The following is a 17555-nucleotide window of genomic DNA, read 5'->3' as shown; positions in this document are numbered from 1 at the left end:
GCTCCCCTGCCTCACGTGCCGTCGTTGACGGTGGCCTTGGGCACGGCGCTGCCGCCGACGCCGTACGAGTCGAGGATCTTCTTGTAGCCGCCGTTGTCGATGAGCTTCTGGAGCGACAGCTGGACGGCGTCGCGCAGCCCGTTCCGGTTCTTCGCGACGGCGATGCCCCAGGGGGCGGCACCGTACTGGGTGGGAAGGGCCTCGTAGGTCCCCTTCTCCTTCACGAACATCGCCGCGACCGGGTAGTCGACGATGGTCGCGACGGCGCGCTTGGTGTCGAGCTGGAGCAGCCCGGACGGGGCGTCCTCGCTCTGCGAGATCTTCATCTTGTCGGCGCACTTGGCGTTCTGCTGCTGGCCGATGTCGAGGTTCGAACTGCCCTTGGCGAGGACGACGGCCTTGCCGCAGAGGTCCTCCAGGGTCTTGATGCCCTGCGGATTGCCCTTCTGCGTCATGATCACTCCGCCGGTACGGAAGTAGTCGACGAAGTCCACGGCCTGGCGCCGCTGGGGGCTGTCGGTCATGGAGGACATGACCAGGTCGAACCGGCCCGAGGTGAGACCGGGGATCAGCCCGTCGAAGGCCGCGTTGGTGAGTTCGAGCTTCAGCCCGAGGTCGTCGGCGACGGCCTGGGCCAGGTCGGGGTCCACTCCGGTCAGCTCGGTGGTGCCCGGCTTGTACATCTCCATGGGCGGATAGCCGACCGCGGTGGCGACCCTCAGCACGCCCTTCTTCTTGAGATCGGCCGGGAGCAGCTCGGTCGCCGTCTTGCCCCCGGCGGCGGACTCGCCGGCCGGGGAGGTGCCGCCGCCCTGGTCCGAGCGCCCGCAGGAGACGGTCACGAGAGCGGCGAGGGCCAGGGCCGCCAGGGAGCCTGCCCGTCTGCGGATTGTCATTGTTTCTCCTTGTTTCCCCTTGCGCGGTGACTTGCGCAGATGCTGGCAGCAGGGCGGCACGGAACGGAAGATGATGAAGCTATTCATGGCTGAGCATCGAAATCGGTATGGCTCGGTCGTTCTGCCGCAGGTCACCCGAGGGGCCGCACCGGTGTACGGGGGATTCCGCCCGCCGCTCCCTGACTCCCGGAAGCCGCCGGTGCGCCGGACGGACGCTCCCGTCACCCGCGGCGGGACGTGGCGCGGGCGGTCCGTCGCCTGCCCGGTCACGGTCATAGCCACGAGGCAGGAGCCCGGGCACGCGGGCCCGGCGTTCGCGCTTGGCGGGCGTGCGGACCGGCCGCGCGAACACCACCGGGACGGCGTCCGGGAAGGTGTTCCGGCCCCGCTCCCGGCCCGCGAGCACCGCCGGGCCCGAAGGGTGCGGCACCGCTCGGGCGGCACCGTATGCAGGGTCAAAAAGGTGGCGGGTTAGCATATGAGCGCTCCCTAGCTCGAAAGATGGACCTGTGACTGTCAACGAGGACTCGTTCACCAACTGGAAGAACCGCGAGGAGATCGCGGAGTCGATGATCCCCCTAGTGGGGAAGCTCCACCGGGAGCGGGACGTCACGGTCCTGCTCCACAGCCGCTCCTTGGTGAACAAGTCGGTGGTCAGCATCCTCAAGACCCATCGGTTCGCCCGGCAGATCGCGGGTGAGGAACTCTCGGTCACCGACACGCTGCCGTTCCTCGAAGCTCTGACCACGCTCGATCTCGGCCCGTCCCAGATCGACATCGGCATGCTCGCCGCGACGTACCGGACCGACGGCCGCGGTCTCTCCGTGGCGGAGTTCACCGCCGAGGCCGTCGCCGGCGCCACCGGTGCCGGCAAGATCGAGCGCCGCGAGCCGCGTGACGTCGTCCTCTACGGGTTCGGACGCATCGGCCGTCTCGTCGCCCGCCTGCTCATCGAGAAGGCCGGCTCCGGCAACGGTCTGCGGCTGCGCGCCATCGTCGTCCGCAAGGGGGCGGGCCAGGACATCGTGAAGCGCGCCTCGCTGCTGCGCCGCGACTCCATTCACGGCCAGTTCCAGGGCACGATCGCCGTCGACGAGGCCAACAGCAGGATCATCGCCAACGGCAACGAGATCAAGGTGATCTACTCCGACGACCCGACGTCGGTGGACTACACGGCGTACGGCATCAAGGACGCCATCCTCATCGACAACACCGGCAGGTGGCGCGACCGCGAGGGTCTCTCGAAGCACCTGCGCCCCGGTATCGCCAAGGTCGTCCTGACCGCGCCGGGCAAGGGCGACGTCCCCAACGTCGTCCACGGCGTCAACCACGACATGATCAAGCCGGACGAGCAGATCCTGTCCTGCGCCTCCTGCACCACCAACGCGATCGTCCCGCCGCTGAAGGCGATGGCGGACGAGTACGGCGTCCTGCGCGGCCACGTGGAGACCGTCCACTCGTTCACCAACGACCAGAATCTGCTGGACAACTACCACTCGTCCGACCGCCGCGGCCGCTCGGCGCCGCTCAACATGGTCATCACCGAGACCGGTGCCGCCTCCGCCGTCGCCAAGGCGCTGCCCGATCTCAAGGCGAGGATCACCGGCAGCTCGATCCGCGTACCGGTGCCGAACGTCTCGATCGCGATCCTCAACCTGCGGCTCGCGCGCGAGACCACCCGCGAGGAGGTCCTCGACTACCTCCGCAATGTGTCCCTCACCTCGCCGCTCAAGCGCCAGATCGACTTCATCAGCGCCCCCGACGCGGTCTCCAGCGACTTCATCGGCTCGCGCCACGCCTCGATCGTCGACGCGGGCGCCACCAAGGTCGAGGGCGACGACGCGATCCTCTACCTGTGGTACGACAACGAGTTCGGCTACTCCTGCCAGGTCATCCGGGTCGTCCAGCATGTGTCCGGAGTGGAGTACCCGACCTACCCGGCGCCCGCGGTCTGATCCGGGCGGACGGCCCGGTCCGGTGCCCGGGTGGGCAGGGCGTCCCGGCCGGGCACCGGGTCGCTCTCCCGCCGCCACCGGCCCGACCGGTGCCCACGCCGGAGCGGGCCCGTACGTACCGGTACGCCGCACCGGCCCGGCACCGGCATCCGCCGTTCGGCGGAGGCCGCCGTGCCCACTGCGCGCGCGGCCCATGGAACGCGGTCGTACATCGGTTGTCGCCCCCGCCCCTCGCCCTGTACCGGGCGAGGGGCGGGGGCGGCTCCGCAGGGTCGCACCCGGGCAGGGGCGTCGGCGGCGGGGTCGTGCTACTGGAGGGCGAGTGCCCGTGCGCCGGGGGCGCACTGGTCCCTCAGCACGGCGAGGCGCTCCGGCGGCAGCCGCCGGGAGGCTCCCCGGCGGCCGGCGTCGAGGAGGGCGGATCCGGTGTCCAGCCACCGGGGGTCGGGGGCGACGCCGATGAACTCCGCGAGGCGGGCCAGCTCGGTGCGGGGATGGTCGAGCAGACTCTCGTAGGCGAGAGTGGTACGCCGGTCCGGCGGCACCGCGCCGAGGAGTTCGACGCCCTGGACGACGAGTTCGGACCACAGGGCGCCGAAGGCTCCGATCGGCAGGTCGCGGTCGTTGACCAGTGCGGGATCGATGGGGTCGGCGAGCACTCCCGACAGTTCGGGGGGCAGTGACCGGATGTCGTCCTCGGTCAGGTCGGCCGGGTTGGTGACACCCGTGCGGGCGGTGATCTCCCGGAGGAGCAGAATCAGCCGGAATCCCGTGTGGCGGCTCATCGACAGAGCGCAGTCGGGGCCGTCCCGGAAGAGGTGGACGAACTTCGCCCGGGGGAAGGCCGCCCGCAGCCGGGGGATCCAGTGCGTGGAGTATCCCGAGCGTTCGACCACGGCGCTGCGGCCGAACCGCGCGCACAGGGTGCCGAACAGCGCCTCGTAATGTCGGGCGGCGGTCCGGACCGGCCACCTCGTGACCTCTTCCCGGAGGTCGTCGAAGAGTGCGTCGGGCGCGTCGGTGAGGTGCGGAAGCACCGTCAGACAGAGCGCGGGGATACCCGTGGTCCGTGCCGAGAACCGCCCGGGCCGCAGCGGATAGAGGAACTCCGGCAGGGGCAGCCCGCTGCGGATCATGGTGTCGAAGAGCGGGTTCGGCCGGGCGAGCAGCTGCCAGAACCGCGTGCCGCCGAGCCGGCCCGGGGGGAGGCCCGCCCCGCCCACCGTGGCCAGCAGCTCATTGAGGCTGAGGACGTCCGGATGCTCGTTGACGATCCGGGACAGAGCGGTCGACCCGCTGCGCCCCGTACCGACGACAAAGGTCAGGCTCCGCAAACCGTTCTCCTTCGCACGACTCGGTGAGGACCCTCCCGACCGCGGACCGCCGACCGCTGGGCCACCGGCGGACCGGAGTCCGCCCCCCACTCCCGGCGCCCCGTGCTTCCGGTGACACCACCGGGCCCGGCGGTCCCCGTTCCCGGGATCCCCCGGAGGGCCAGGATGCCCCTGGGAAGCCCGCCGTTGTCCAGGAGCCGGACAGAAAGGACCGTACGGGTGATACCGCCTCCGGGAAGGGCTCCGTACACCAGCGCGAGAGGCACCCGACACACCTGCGGGAGGCACGCGGACGTGCCCCGCCCCTGGGGGGCGTCCAGCGCGCAGGGGGATCGAATGTTCCCGCGGGCACTTCGCACACCGGTCTGCTCACCGTGTCCGCCGGCGGTCATCCGCTACGGGCACGACCGGGTCGGCGCCCTGCTGCGGAGGAGCCGCAGAACTCCGCCTCCAGCACCGCGTCCTCCAGTTTCTGGTCTCCCCGGTCTCCGTTTCGGTTGAGGGTGAGGACATGGTCGCCGCCACGGGTCGCCGCGGTCCTGGACAGGGAACCGGGGACCTGACCGCCGTGACCCCAGACGGTCACCCCGCAGGACAGCGTGCCGGAGCGGAAACCGAGGCCGTAGGAGGAGGCGGAGGCGGCGGTCCTGCCATCGCCGGGTCCGGCCGGCCGGGTGTGCTCCGGCCCGTTGCCGTCCGGGACTCCGTTGAGCATCGCTGCGAGCTGCCGGGCGGGGAGGACCCGGCCTGCGAGAAGTGCCCCGAAGAAGTGGTTCAGGTCGCCCGCGGTGGAGATGATCTCTCCCGCTGCCCCGGCGACGGAGGGGTTGAACCCGGTGACGTCGTGGATCGCCGCGTCCGGATCGTCGAGGTAGAGGCGAAGGCGGCCTGGAAGGAGATCGCGTCGGCGAGGACACCCATGACGGGCGGAGCGACCATGCCGGCGACCTGGCCGCCGAAGACGATCACGGCGCTGCCCACGCCCACGTGCTCGGGCGCGAGACCGCGCAGCGGCACGGCGAACAGCGGCATGTAGCAGAGCGAGGCGCAGACGACGGCGAGCGTCCCGAAGACGGCGAAGCAGGGACGTTGCAGCGGGGTTGCGCGCCCGGAACACCGGACGCGATCTCGCCGGCGGATCAGCCCGTACGGATCATGTCCGCGCACTTCTCGCCGATCATCATCGTCGTGATGCACGGGTTGACCGCCGGCAGAAACGGCATCACCGACGCGTCCGCCACCCGCAGCCCCCGTACCCCCTTCACCCGCAGCTGCGGGTCGAGCGGGGAGTCGGTGTCGTCGGCCGCGCCCATCCGCACGGTTCCCGCCGGGTGATAGACCGTGTTGTGGGTCTCCCGGATGTACGAGAACAGCTCGTCGTCCGACCGGAGCGCCGGCCCCGGGGCCAGCTCCCGGCCCGCCCACCCCGCCATCGGGGACTGTGCCACGATCTCGCGTGCCAGCCGCAGCCCGTGGGTCATCACCCGGATGTCGTGCTCATGGGTGAAGTAGCGGGGATCGACCTTCGGCTTGTCGCGGAAGTCCCGCGTCCGCAGCCGTACCGTGCCCGTCGAGCGCGCCCGGGTCACATTCGGAGTGAGACAGAACGCGTTGTCGGAGGTCGGATAGCCGCGTCGGTAGGTGTTCATGTCGAACGGCACCGAGCCGTAGTGGAACATCAGATCCGGCCGGTCGAGACCCGGTTCGGTCCCGGTGAAGATGCCGATCTCCCACCACTGGGTGGACGAGGTGACCATGGGGCGCTTCGCCTCCCACATGATCACCCCCTCCGGGTGGTCCTGGAGATGGGAGCCGACGCCGGGGGAGTCCACCCGGACTTCCACGCCCGTCTCGCGCAGATGCCCGGCCGGTCCGATGCCCGACAGCATCAGCAGCTTCGGTGAGTCGATGGCCCCGCAGCAGACGATCACCTCGCGCCGTGCCCGTACCGAACCGCTGTGAATGGTGTCCGGCTCCAGATACTCCACACCCTCGCACCGCCCGTCGGCGGAGAACAGCAGCCGCTTGGCCTGGAGCCCGGTCCGTACGTCGAGGCGGGGCCGGCTGCCCATGACGGGATGCAGATAGGCGACCGACGCCGAGCAGCGGGTGCCGTCGGGCAGCGCGTTGATCTGGAACCAGTGGGCGCCCCGCACCACCGTCGTACCGCTGTTGAACGGTGTGGTCGGGATGCCCGCCGCCGCGCACGCCTCCAGCAGCGCGGCGCCGCACGGGTCGTCCGGCGGTACGGTACGGATGGTGACCGGGCCCGAGCGGCCGTGGTGCGCGCCCGGCGCGTCATTGGTCTCCAGGCGCCGGTAGAGCGGGAAGCAGTCCTCGGCGCTCCAGCCGGTCGCGCCCAGGGCCGCCCACTCGTCGAGATCCTCGGCCGGGGCCCAGAACGCGATACAGGAGTTGTGCGACGAGCAGCCGCCGAGGACCTTGGCGCGGGCGTGCCGCATGAAGCTGTTGCCGCGCTCCTGCGGTTCGACGGGGTAGTCCCAGTCGTAGCCCGACTCCAGCAGCTCCATCCACCGGTCGAGCCGCAGGACGCTCTCGTCGCCGACGTCGGACGGCCCCGCCTCCAGGACGCACACGCTGACCCCGGGGTCCTCGGACAGGCGGGCGGCGATGACGGCTCCCGCCGTACCGCCGCCGACCACCACGTAGTCGTACTCGTCGGCAGGGCTGCTGCTGTGTGCGGGCATCGTGTCTCCAGGACGGGATCGTGGAAGTCCGGTGAAAGGGGCCGGAGGGCGGGGGAAACGCCTCAGACGGAGGGCAGGGGGGATTCGGGGGATCCCGGGGACGCGGGGGGCTCCGGCGCGAGCGCGCGGTGCTCCTCCAGTACGCCGGTACGGTGCCGCTGCACGAACCAGTAGTAGGCGAAGCCGCCGAGCGCGACGACGCCGATGAACAGGAAGGCGCCCCAGCGCAGATACCAGTGCTGGGGACCCGTCGCGTTGTAGACCTCGGCGCGCGGCCAGGCCAGGTTGAGCGACATCGCCGCCCCCCACACCACCGCGAGAACGTTGACGGGCAGCCCGAAGCGGCCGAGTGAGAACTTCCCCTCGGCGGGCCGCCAGGTGCCGCGCAGCCGCCGGATCAGCATCGGCGCGGTGACCAGCAGATAGGCCAGATAGATCATGATGATGGCGATGCTGGTGATCACCGAGAAGATCTGCGGCTGATTGACGTTGATCACCAGGATGACGACACCCACGACGCCTATCACCACGGCGGGCACGACCGGGGTCCGGAAGCGGGGGCTGACCCGGGCGAGATGCGATCCGGCCGGAAGGTTGTTGTCGCGGGCCATCGCGAACATCAGCCGGATGCCCGCGGCCTGGACCGCCAGCACACAGACCGTGATCGCGACGACGACGCACCACAGCACGATCTCGCCGACCGTCGAGCCGAGGGTCTCCAGGACGACGTACTGGAGGCCGCCCGTCGACAGCTCCTTCGCGGCCAGATCCGGCACCGCCATCAGGGCGAACAGCAGAATCAGCCCGCCGATGAGGAACGACGCGATCAGCGCGCGCAGAATGGCCCGGGGGGCGTTGCGGCTCGGGTCGTGCGATTCTTCGCCCAGCGAGGACGCCGTGTCGAACCCGTACATCACATACGCCGAGGCCAGCGACGCCGTCAGGAACGCGCCGAAGTAGCCGAGGTCGTAGTCGCCGCCGAGCCCGTAGGTGTCGGTGAGGACCTCGCTCGGGCCGCGGGTGATGTGCGCCGCCAGCAGGATCACCAGGGTGACAGCGGCGATCAGCTCGACGAACACGCCCGCCGAGTTGATCCGGGCCATCAGTTTGACCCCGAAGGCGTTGACCAGCGTGGAGAAGAGGATCAGGACCGAGCCGAGGAGGACGGCGTTCTCGGCGGCGGAGGCACCCGAGCCGTCCCCGACGAACTGGAACCAGTCGTCGATCCGCGGCAGCGTGACCTGGTACGCGAGTGCCACGGCCGCCAGCGTCACCATGGTGGCCGTCAGCATCATCCAGCCGCCGAGCCACCCCACGTGGGGGCCGCCCATGCTCTTGGCCCAGTTGTAGACCGATCCGGCGACCGGATAGCGGGCGGCCAGCTCACAAAAACAGAGCGCCACCATCAGCTGACCGCCGAACACCAGCGGCCACGACCACCAGTAGGCGGGCCCGCCGAACGCGACGCCGAAGTAGAACAGCTGGAACGTGCCCGTCAGGATGGAGATGTAGCTGATCCCGGCGGCGAAGGTGTGGAAATTGCCGAGGGTGCGTTTCAGCTCCGGCCGGTAGCCGAGCGCGCCGAGCGCCTCGTCGTCCTCCCGGCCCCGGTGCTCCCGGGCTCCCGCGTTCCCGGGGCCGGTGGTGTCCCGGGTGCCCGCGCCGTCCCGGTCGGTCATGAGAACCACCGCTGGGGACGCGGGGCGAGATTACGCCAGATGTGTTTCGACTCCTGGTACTCGGCCAGTCCCGAGGGGCCCAGCTCCCGCCCGAAGCCGGACTGCTTCATCCCGCCCCACTCGGCCTGCGGGACGTACGGATGGAAGTCGTTGATCCATACGGTGCCTGCCCGCAGCCGGGACGCCACCCGGTGGGCACGGCCCACGTCCTGGGACCAGACCGCCCCGGCCAGCCCGTACACAGTGTCGTTGGCGAGCGCGACGGCCTCCTCCTCGTCCCGGAACCGCTCGACCGTCAGCACCGGGCCGAACGACTCGTCCTGCACCACCGACATGTCCGGGGTGCACTCGTCGAGCACGGTCGGCAGATAGTAGAAGCCGTCGCGCAGACCGGGATCGTCCGGGCGCCCGCCGCCGCAGCGCAGCACCGCGCCCTCGGCGAGCCCGGCCGCCACATACGCCTCGACCTTCTCGCGGTGCGCCGCGGAGATCAGCGGCCCGGACCTGGCGTTGCGGTCGAACGGGCCGCCGAGCCGGATCTCCCGCGCCCCCGCCACCACCGCCTCCACGAACCGGTCGTGCAGCTCGTCCTGGACGAGCAGCCGCGCGCCCGCCGAGCAGACCTGGCCCGAGTGGAGGAAGACGGCGGTGAGGGCGTAGTCGACCGCGGTGTCGAAGTCGGCGTCCGCGAAGACGATGTTCGGGTTCTTCCCGCCCAGCTCCAGCGCGACCTTCTTCACGGTCGGCGCCGCCGCCGCCATGATCCGGCGGCCCGTGAGCAGCCCGCCCGTGAAGGACACCAGGTCCACGCGCGGGTCCTCGGTGAGCGGGGCACCCGCCGTGGGGCCCGCGCCCAGGACCAGATTGGCGACCCCGCCGGGCAGCCCCGCCTCGGTCAGCGTCCGCATCAGCAGCACGGCGGTGTGCGGGGTCAGCTCGCTGGGCTTGAGGACGAAGGTGTTGCCGGCGCCCAGCGCCGGGGCGACCTTCCACGCCGTCTGCAGCAGCGGATAGTTCCACGGGGTGATCAGCGCGCAGACGCCCACCGGCTCGTGCACCACCCGGCTGTCCGCCTCCGGGTTCCCCGTGTCGACGATCCGGCCACCGCCGCCCGACGCTGTCAGATCGCCGAAGTAGCGGAAGCACTTCGCGATGTCGTCCATGTCGTACTCGCTCTCGACGAGCCGCTTCCCCGTGTCCAGGGACTCCGCCCGCGCGAACACGTCCTTGTCCCGCTCCAGCAGTTCCGCCACCCGCAGCAGCAGCCTCCCGCGCTCGGCGGCCGGGGTGTGCGGCCACGGCCCGCGGTCGAACGCGTCACGGGCGGCGGCGATCGCGGCGGCCGCGTCCTTCGGCCCGGCCTCGTCGACGGCCGCGACGAGCGTGCCGTCCGCGGGGCAGCGGATCTCCCGCACCTGCCCGTCGAGCGCGGAGGTCCAGCGGCCTCCGATGAACAGCTCCGGCATGGGTGACTCCTCCGGTCTCGGACACTCGGGCACCCGGACTCCTCACCCGGAAGGCCCCCGGTACTCCACCAGCCGACAGTAAGTACTCCGAGCGCCGCGCGCAGTGCGGGAGAGGTCGTCCGGGCGGTCCGCCGCCTCCGCAACGCCCGGACGCCGCGCCGTCCCGCGGCGCCGGACGGCCATGACGACCCCGCGTGGGGCCGTGCCGCCGGCCAGCGCGCACCAGAGCGTCACCCGCCCTGCCAGGCATCGATCTCCCGCACCCGTGCCAGCGCGGCCGGACGCTGGGAGGCGGGGAGCACGGACGCCAGGGCACGCCAGACCCGCAGATCGTCCTCGCCCCAGGGGCTGTACGCCCAGTCCGCCAGCAGTCCGGGGTCGCCGCGGGCGATTAGGGCCGCCCTGAGCTGGTCTTCCAGACGGCGGCGCAGCCGTACGACCGCGGGGGCGCCCGAGGCGGGCAGCAGCGGGCCGGTGTACGCGCTGAGCGCGCCCGTGACGGCTCCGGACGCCAGCCTCCGCGCCACCGTGTCGAAGTCCGTGTCGACCTGGGCGGCGATCCGGTACGGCCGGGAGCGCAGCAGCTCGGAGCCGAGGAGGCCGCGCAGCCGGGACAGCTCCGCCCGCAGGGTGACCGGGGTGACCGACTCGTCCTCGTACAGCTCCGTCAGCAGTTCGTCACCGCCGACGCCCTCCGGGCGGTGCGCGAGGAGGACCAGTATCTCGCTGTGGCGCCGGCTCAGACGCACTTTGCGCCCGTCGACGACCAGCAGCGCCTCGTCCCGGCCCAGTGCGGATAATTGCACGCTCCCCGCCGTGGGCGCGGGCGCGAGCAGCGCGAGCTGGGACTCGGCGGCCCGTGCGACCGCCCCCACGAAGGCGAGGCTGTGCGGATGGGCGAGCCGGTCACCGCCCGTGATGTCCACCGCGCCGAGGACCCGCCCGGTCGCCGGATCGTGGATCGGGGCGGCCGCGCAGGTCCACGCCTGCACCGGTCGGCAGAAGTGCTCGGCCGCGAACACCTGTACGGGCCGGTCCACGGTGATCGCCGTACCGGGCGCGTTCGTCCCGGCGACCGTCTCGGCCCAGCGGGCACCGGGCACGAAGTTCATCGCGTCGGCCTTGCGGCGCGTGGCGAGCGGACCCTCCACCCACAGCAGCCGGCCGTGCGCGTCGCAGAGTGCCACCAGATGTTCGCCGTCCGTCGCATAGGCGCCCATCAGCTCCCTGACCAGCGGCATCACCCGCGCCAGAGGATGGCTCTCGCGGTAGGCGGTGAGCGCGTCGGCGTCCAGTTCGACGGCCACCGTGGTCTCCGGGCTCACCCGCGCCCGGGCCGACCGGCGCCAGGAGTCGGCCACCACGGAACGCACCGGCCGCTCGACCCTGCCCGCGGTCAGATACGCGTCGTGCGCCCGGCGGAGCGCGGCGATCCGCTCCGCCGGGTCCGCGCCCGGCTCCAGAGCCACCCATGCGTCGCTCAACTCGGCCTCCCAGGCCCATATCGTGACCCAGGCGGGCGGGCGCGACAAGCGTTTGAGGAACCTTCAGAAACGTTTCGGGTGACGCTGCGCGCAGGATCCGGCGATCAGGAGGCGTTCACGAGACGGAGGTGGCGCTCCCAGTCCCAGTGCGGGCCGGGGTCGGTGTGCGTGGAACCGGGCACCTCGGTGGCCGATGATGTGCGCACGGTCCCTGGGAATCGCGTACCGGTCGCAGATCGCGGCGGTGAGCGCCGCCGACTTCTCGTAGAGCGCGTCGGTGAAAGAGGCGGGCCGGTCGGTCCAGCCCTCGTGCTCGATGCCGACGCTGCGCGTGTTGTAGTCCCAGTTGCCCGCGTGCCAGCCGATGTTCCGCTCCCGTACGCACTGGGCGATCTGCCCGTCCGCCGAGCGGACCACGTAGTGCGCGGACACCCCTCGCGCCGGGTCCCGGAAGACGGCGACGGTGTCGGCGAAGGTCTCCTGGGCGACATGGACCACGACGAGGTCGACGGGATACCCGGAAGGGCGTTCGGCCTCCGTGTAGTTGTCCGCAGCGGCCGGCATCCAGAGGGCGGAGGGGTGGTCGACATCCGCCCCGGCGGACACCGTGGTCCGGGCGTCGGCGCGCCCGGGACGGCGGCGGGCGGTGGCGGCCCGCGCGCGGACCGCAGGCAGCAGCGCACCGGCGGCGGCGGTCACGGCGGCACCCCGGAGCAGTCTTCTGCGGTCCATCGGGCGTCTCCTGGTGCGGACTCGGAAGCGGGGGAGGGGGGAAGGGCCCTCCGCATCGGCGCGGAGGCCGTCCCGAGGATCTCCCGTCGGCTGCCTCTCCCCGCGATACCGCGGGCGGGACGACGGCGGTGTCGCACGCCGGGGCCGGGCTTTCGCCCGACCGGCCCAGAAGGACCCGGAGCCACGAAGGTGGTCGGCCAGGGGGCGTACGGCTCTCCGGGCGACGGCTTTCCTGTCCCGGGCGGTCGGGCGGTCGGGCGGTCCGGCTTCCGGGGCCGCGCGCGGTCTGGTCCCGGGCCGGTCCGGCGGGAGGCGTGAGCCGGTCCCGACCGGTCCGGCCCGAGCGGGGTCCACGGTACGACTGTGACGCGCCCTGGGGAAGCCCGGGGAAAGGTTTGATGACACATCAATCCACCGGAGACGGGGCCGAGTTGGGGCGCGGTTGGGCCCCCGGGGCCCTGCCCGTGGGCCGTTGGCGGCGCGGGTGTGACCGTCGACCCGCCCGTGGGCCGGGTACGGCCGGGATCCGTCCGGGGGCCGGAGCCCGTCGGGCCCCGGGGCGCCGGGCCCCGGGGTGGACCGCTGCTCCCGCGACCAGGGAGCGGGCCGGGCCCTCCAGACGGCGCCTCCCCGGACCGTGAGCCCCTGTAGCCCGTGTCTCCCCCGCCCCGCGACCGCACCTGCCACTGCGGCATCAGCGGCTTCGCGATGTCCCACAGCCCGTCCGGAACAGTCCGACCCCACGTACCCGCTCCCTGCCACGGCCTGAAGATCGCCTCTCACCACGACAGACGCGGTCTCAGAGGTTCCGACGGCACGACGGCAGGACGGCACGGCAGAGCCGGGCAGCCGCGCACTCGGTGCTCCGGTGCCGGCACAGGGGGCGCCCGGAGCGCGCCCGAGGGCGCGCTCCTCGGCCGCGCGCGGTCAGTCGCTCCCGGCCACCACGCCCGCCAGCGCGGCCGCCGGATCGTGGTCGGCCGGACCGGCCGGGGCCCAGCGGCCCTTCTCCTTGCGGTACGGCCACCAGCGGCCGTCGCCTCCGAGGCGCAACTGGGCGTCCGCTCCCACGACCGTCCAGCGGCCCGCGCCCGACGCCCGCAGCCGCGGCCGGTCCGCCGCTTCCCACGCGCCGTCCAGTACCGCCGACGCGCGCGCGAGCGCCTGCGGCCCGGGCGTCCATGTGTCGTCGAGCACGGTGAGCGCCGCCGGGCCGCCCGTGTTCCAGGCGCGTACGGCCAGCTCCAGCTCGGCCCGCTGCCGCCGGGTGCCCGCCGCGAGACGGCCCGCGATCACCGGCCCGGGAACCGAAGCCGCCATCCGTACCGCGTCCTCATCCGGCGTCAGCCCGGCTTCCACCGGCTGCCGGCCGTGACCCGGCGCGAGCGCCTTGGCGAGCATCCGGTGGGCCCGTACGGCCGCGTCCGAGGCCAGGAACTCCAGCGCGTCCGGATCGACGCCCGGAGCCGGGTCGGCCTCCGTGTGCAGCGACGGCGGCTGCCCCGGCGCGTCGGGCAGCGGCGGCGGAAGGGGCAGCGGAGGCAGGACGCCCGCTGCCGCGAAGACCTCGCCGGCAGGCACCCCTTCCGGCTCCGGCGCCTCCTCGGGCATGCCGGCGGCCGCCCGCGAGACACTGCGCGCCTGGAGCTCGTCCAGCAGCCGCCGTTCGCCGCGCCCCCGCATCAGCAGCAGGACGAACGGATCCTGGTCGAGCAGGCGCGCCACCGCGTAGCACAGGGCCGCCGTGTGCGGACACAGGTCCCAGGCCCCGCAGCCGCACTCGGGCTCCAGGTCCCCGATCCCCGGCAGCAGTTCGACCCCGGCGGCCGCCGCGTCCTCGACCAGATGCGGTGGCATCTCGCGGTCCAGCAGCGCGGCGATGTGCTCCGCCCGGTCGACCGCCATGTCGAGGAAGCGGTCCCACTCCGCGTCGCTCAGCTCCTGGAGCAGCACATCGCCGCGCTGCCCGGTGCCGTCCCGGTCCCGGACGACCGCGGTGATCCGGCCCGGACGTACCGACACCGCTCCGACCGAGCCCTCCCGCGCGTGCCGGCGGCCCTTCTTCAGCTGCTCCGAGTCGAGAGCCGTGTCCTCCAGTGCCTTCAGCCAGGTCTGGCCCCACCACGACCGGGCGAAACCCCGGCCGTGGACGGGGGGCAGCGCGGCGAACGTCTTCTCGCCGTCATCACGGCTCCCGTCCGGCCCTTCGGGTCCGCCGAACCCCTCGCGGCCGTCGTGCTCGCTCTGTTCGCCGTCCTCGTCGAAGTGATCGTTCATCGGGCCCCGCCCCCTCGCAGTTCCACCAGCTCCGCCAGCTCCGCGTCCGTCAGCTCCGTCAGGGCCGCCTCGCCGGAGCCGAGCACCGAGTCCGCCAGCTCCCGTTTGCGCGCCAGCATGCCGGCGATCCGGTCCTCGATCGTCCCCTCGGCGATCAGCCGGTGGACCTGCACCGGCTGGGTCTGGCCGATGCGGTACGCCCGGTCGGTGGCCTGTGCCTCGACGGCCGGATTCCACCAGCGGTCGAAGTGCACGACATGACCGGCACGGGTGAGATTGAGCCCGGTGCCCGCGGCCTTCAGCGACAGCAGGAAGACCGGAACCTCACCGTCCTGGAACCGGTTCACCATCGCCTCGCGCTCCGCGACCGGCGTACCGCCGTGCAGCAGCTGCGTCCGGACACCGCGTGCCGCCAGATGCCGCTCCAGCAGCCGTGCCATCTGCACGTACTGGGTGAAGACGAGCACACTCGCCTCCTCGGCCAGGATGGTGTCGAGGAGTTCGTCCAGCAGCTCCAGCTTGCCCGAGCGGTCCGGGATCCTCGGCCGCTCCTCCTTCAGGTACTGCGCCGGGTGGTTGCAGATCTGCTTGAGCGCGGTGAGCAGCTTCATCACGAGACCGCGCCGTTCCATCCCGTCGGCCGCCGAGATGGCGTCCAGGGTCTCCCGTACCACCGCCTCGTACAGGCCGGTCTGTTCGACGGTGAGGGAGACGGTCCGGTCGGTCTCCGTCTTCGGCGGCAGTTCGGGCGCGATGCCCGGATCGGACTTGCGCCGGCGCAGGAGGAACGGCCGCACCAAGGCGGCCAGCCGCTGGGCCGCCGCGGGATCCCCGCCGCCCTCGACCGCCCGGGCGTATCGCGCGCGGAAGCCGGCGAGGCGGCCGAGCAGCCCGGGAGTGGTCCAGTCGAGGATCGCCCACAGCTCGGAGAGATTGTTCTCCACCGGCGTTCCGGTCAGTGCCACGCGCGCCCTGGCGCCGATGGTGCGCAGCTGCCGGGCCGTCGCGGAGTACGGGTTCTTGACGTGCTGCGCCTCGTCGGCGACGACCATGCCCCACGCGACCTCACCGAGCCGGTCGGCGTCGAGCCGCATGGTGCCGTACGTGGTGAGCACGAACTCGCCGGGCGACCCTTCGCCGAGCCCCTCCAGATCGCGGGACGCGCCGTGGAATCGGCGTACGGCCGTCCCGGGCGCGAACTTCTCGATCTCCCGCTGCCAGTTGCCCATCAGCGACGTCGGGCAGACGACCAGGGTGGGGCCCGCGGCCGACGGGTCGGTCTGCCGGTGCAGATGGAGCGCAATGAGCGTGATCGTCTTGCCGAGTCCCATGTCGTCGGCGAGGCAGCCGCCGAGGCCGAGGGAGGTCATCCGGTTCAGCCAGTTCAGCCCGCGCAGCTGGTAGTCGCGCAGGGTGGCGGCGAGTGCCGCGGGCGGGCCGATCTCCTGGGCACCGCCCTCGGGGTTGGCGAGCCGGTCGCGCAGGCGGGCCACCCAGCCCGACGCCCCGACGTCGACCCGCCGGCCGTCGACCTCGGCCGAGCCGGTGAGTACGGCACCCAGCGCCTCCACCGGGGACAGCTTGCGGTCCTGGCTCGCGCGGGCGCGCCCGACCTCCTCCGGGTCGACGAGGACCCACTGGTCACGCAGCCGGACGAGGGGGCGGTTCGCCTGGGCGAGCCGGTCCAGTTCCTCACGGGACAGCTGCCGGCCGCCCAGTGCGAACGACCAGTTGAAGGCCAGCAGCGCGTCCGCCGACAGGAACGACGGCAGCCCCGACTCGTCGACGGTGCCGGAGTCTTCGTCCGGCGGGCCGATCACGGCACGCGCGGTGAGCCGGTGCGCGAGCTGCTTCGGCCAGTGCACCTGCATACCGCTCGTCGCGAGGGCGCGGGCGGCGTCGCCGAGCAGCTCGGCGATCTCCTCGTCGGCGAGTTCGATCGTGTCGGGAACCGCGGCGTGGAGCAGGGGGGTGAGCGGAGTCCACGCCCGCGCGGCACGGCGCAGCGCGAGGAGCGCGTCCATCCGGGCGCGCGGCCCGAAACCGGCTCCCGGGGCCGCCTTCTGGTCGCCGCTCGCCCAGACGTCCGCGGCGTCGGCGACAACGGCGGGATCGCTGACGCTGTGCATCTGGAGGACGGCCCGGAAGCCCGGAGCCGCTTCGCCGGGGGCGTCGTGTGCGGCCCCGGTGTCCGGGTCCCCGGCATCGGCGTCCACCGCCCCGGCCCCGATGAGTTCGATACGCAGCGAGAGCCGGACACCGGCGTCGTGACCGGCGGCGATGTCGGCCGCCCAGGTCCGCCCGGCGGGCAGGTGCAGCGGCTCCCGGGCCGCGAAGGCGGGGCCGCCCGCCGCGATCGCGGCCGCGGGCGAACGCGGCAGACCGTCCGCGACGGCGTCCAGGAACGACCGCAGCAGACGCTCCGGCTCCGGCAGCAGTACGGGTCCGTCCCGTTCGGCCTCGGTCCCGGCGGCGGCCCCCGGGCCCGGAGAGATGACCGGCGGCGCGCCGAGCGGTACGGCGTGGGCCGCGGGCGGCATCGACGCGGCGAGCGTACGGATCCGCTCCACGTCCTCGGGCGTCAGCGGCCCGACCCGCCAGGCGTCGTGATCGGAGGCGCTCAGTCCGGGCAACAGCAGCCCCCGGGCCACCAGGTGCAGTGCGAGGACGGCCGCGGAGCCCCAGAACGCGACGGCGGGCGAAGCGTCCGTGTCCAACCGTGCCCTGGTCAGCAGCGGCAGGGCGTCCCCCACCGGCAGCACCACGGCGGACACCGTGTGCGGGCGGGCGTCGTCCGCGACCACGGTCAGCGACTCGGTGGCTCCACCGGGGAGTTCGGGTGGGGTCGCCCCGGGGTGCCAGAACGCCATCCGGCCGGACCGGGCGGGATCGCCCGGCAGGAAAACGGCGGGGCAGCGGGCGAGAGCGGCCGTAGAGCCGTCGGCGGCCGGGCGGGGGCTGCCGGGGGTGGTGTGAGGTCCGCCGGAAGCGGCGGGAGAGTCGGCGCGGGGGCCGGGGCGGGCG

The 17555-nt window shown here is 72.6% G+C and carries 10 protein-coding genes and 1 pseudogene; 1 reads left to right on the top strand and 10 read right to left on the bottom strand.

The genetic code is table 11. From position 1 onward, the window contains the following. Positions 1 to 11: 11 nt before the first annotated feature. On the bottom strand, positions 12 to 896 hold the full coding sequence (locus ACFYT4_RS02335) for an ABC transporter substrate-binding protein (RefSeq protein WP_389264423.1): 885 nt from the start codon (positions 894 to 896) through the stop codon (positions 12 to 14). Between the two features lie 509 nt (positions 897 to 1405). On the opposite strand from ACFYT4_RS02335, the gene ACFYT4_RS02330 reads away from it, so the two are divergent. After that, positions 1406 to 2851 (top strand): glyceraldehyde-3-phosphate dehydrogenase, encoded by a 1446-nt coding sequence (locus ACFYT4_RS02330; RefSeq protein WP_389264421.1) that lies wholly within the window; start codon positions 1406 to 1408, stop codon positions 2849 to 2851. Positions 2852 to 3159: 308 nt separating this feature from the next. On the opposite strand, the gene ACFYT4_RS02325 is transcribed toward ACFYT4_RS02330, so the two are convergent. The 9 genes and pseudogenes from ACFYT4_RS02325 to ACFYT4_RS02285 all read right to left on the bottom strand — a co-directional run bounded on the left by ACFYT4_RS02325 (position 3160) and on the right by ACFYT4_RS02285 (position 17431). After that, positions 3160 to 4185, bottom strand: coding sequence for a sulfotransferase (locus ACFYT4_RS02325; RefSeq protein WP_389264419.1), 1026 nt, complete (start codon positions 4183 to 4185; stop codon positions 3160 to 3162). Between the two features lie 388 nt (positions 4186 to 4573). Then, complete coding sequence (locus tag ACFYT4_RS02320) at positions 4574 to 5302, bottom strand: serine hydrolase (RefSeq protein ID WP_389264418.1); 729 nt, start codon at positions 5300 to 5302, stop codon at positions 4574 to 4576. 22 nt (positions 5303 to 5324) lie between these two features. Beyond that, positions 5325 to 6893, bottom strand: a complete 1569-nt coding sequence (locus ACFYT4_RS02315; protein ID WP_389264416.1) for a GMC family oxidoreductase — start codon at positions 6891 to 6893, stop codon at positions 5325 to 5327. Positions 6894 to 6955: 62 nt separating this feature from the next. After that, positions 6956 to 8572, bottom strand: a complete 1617-nt coding sequence (locus ACFYT4_RS02310; protein WP_389264414.1) for an APC family permease — start codon at positions 8570 to 8572, stop codon at positions 6956 to 6958. Further along, positions 8569 to 10038, bottom strand: coding sequence for an aldehyde dehydrogenase family protein (locus tag ACFYT4_RS02305; RefSeq protein ID WP_389264412.1), 1470 nt, complete (start codon positions 10036 to 10038; stop codon positions 8569 to 8571). Before ACFYT4_RS02305 ends, ACFYT4_RS02310 begins: the two co-directional genes overlap by 4 nt. A 230-nt stretch (positions 10039 to 10268) precedes the next feature. Further along, on the bottom strand, positions 10269 to 11522 hold the full coding sequence (locus tag ACFYT4_RS02300) for a GAF domain-containing protein (RefSeq protein ID WP_389264411.1): 1254 nt from the start codon (positions 11520 to 11522) through the stop codon (positions 10269 to 10271). Between the two features lie 104 nt (positions 11523 to 11626). Then, positions 11627 to 12254, bottom strand: a pseudogene (locus ACFYT4_RS02295) (N-acetylmuramoyl-L-alanine amidase). Positions 12255 to 13181: 927 nt separating this feature from the next. Continuing rightward, positions 13182 to 14531: an SWF or SNF family helicase gene (locus tag ACFYT4_RS02290; protein ID WP_389264410.1), complete on the bottom strand. Its 1350-nt coding sequence runs from the start codon at positions 14529 to 14531 to the stop codon at positions 13182 to 13184. After that, a complete protein-coding gene (locus ACFYT4_RS02285) occupies positions 14528 to 17431 on the bottom strand; it encodes a DEAD/DEAH box helicase (RefSeq protein WP_389264769.1) in 2904 nt (967 codons plus the stop codon). The genes ACFYT4_RS02290 and ACFYT4_RS02285 overlap by 4 nt, the downstream gene beginning before the upstream one ends. Between the last annotated feature and the right edge of the window lie 124 nt (positions 17432 to 17555).

This window comes from Streptomyces sp. NPDC004609 (assembly GCF_042873655.1).
Taxonomy (GTDB): domain Bacteria; phylum Actinomycetota; class Actinomycetes; order Streptomycetales; family Streptomycetaceae; genus Streptomyces.
This window is presented reverse-complemented; position numbering and strand designations above follow the sequence as displayed.

What these genes read in the sequence shown, in the direction of transcription:
- ACFYT4_RS02290 (WP_389264410.1), bottom strand. Translation starts at nt 14,531, where the DNA reads ATGAACGATCACTTCGACGAGGACGGCGAACAGAGCGAGCACGACGGC.
- ACFYT4_RS02305 (WP_389264412.1), bottom strand. Translation starts at nt 10,038, where the DNA reads ATGCCGGAGCTGTTCATCGGAGGCCGCTGGACCTCCGCGCTCGACGGG.
- ACFYT4_RS02315 (WP_389264416.1), bottom strand. Translation starts at nt 6,893, where the DNA reads ATGCCCGCACACAGCAGCAGCCCTGCCGACGAGTACGACTACGTGGTG.
- ACFYT4_RS02335 (WP_389264423.1), bottom strand. Translation starts at nt 896, where the DNA reads ATGACAATCCGCAGACGGGCAGGCTCCCTGGCGGCCCTGGCCCTCGCC.
- ACFYT4_RS02310 (WP_389264414.1), bottom strand. Translation starts at nt 8,572, where the DNA reads ATGACCGACCGGGACGGCGCGGGCACCCGGGACACCACCGGCCCCGGG.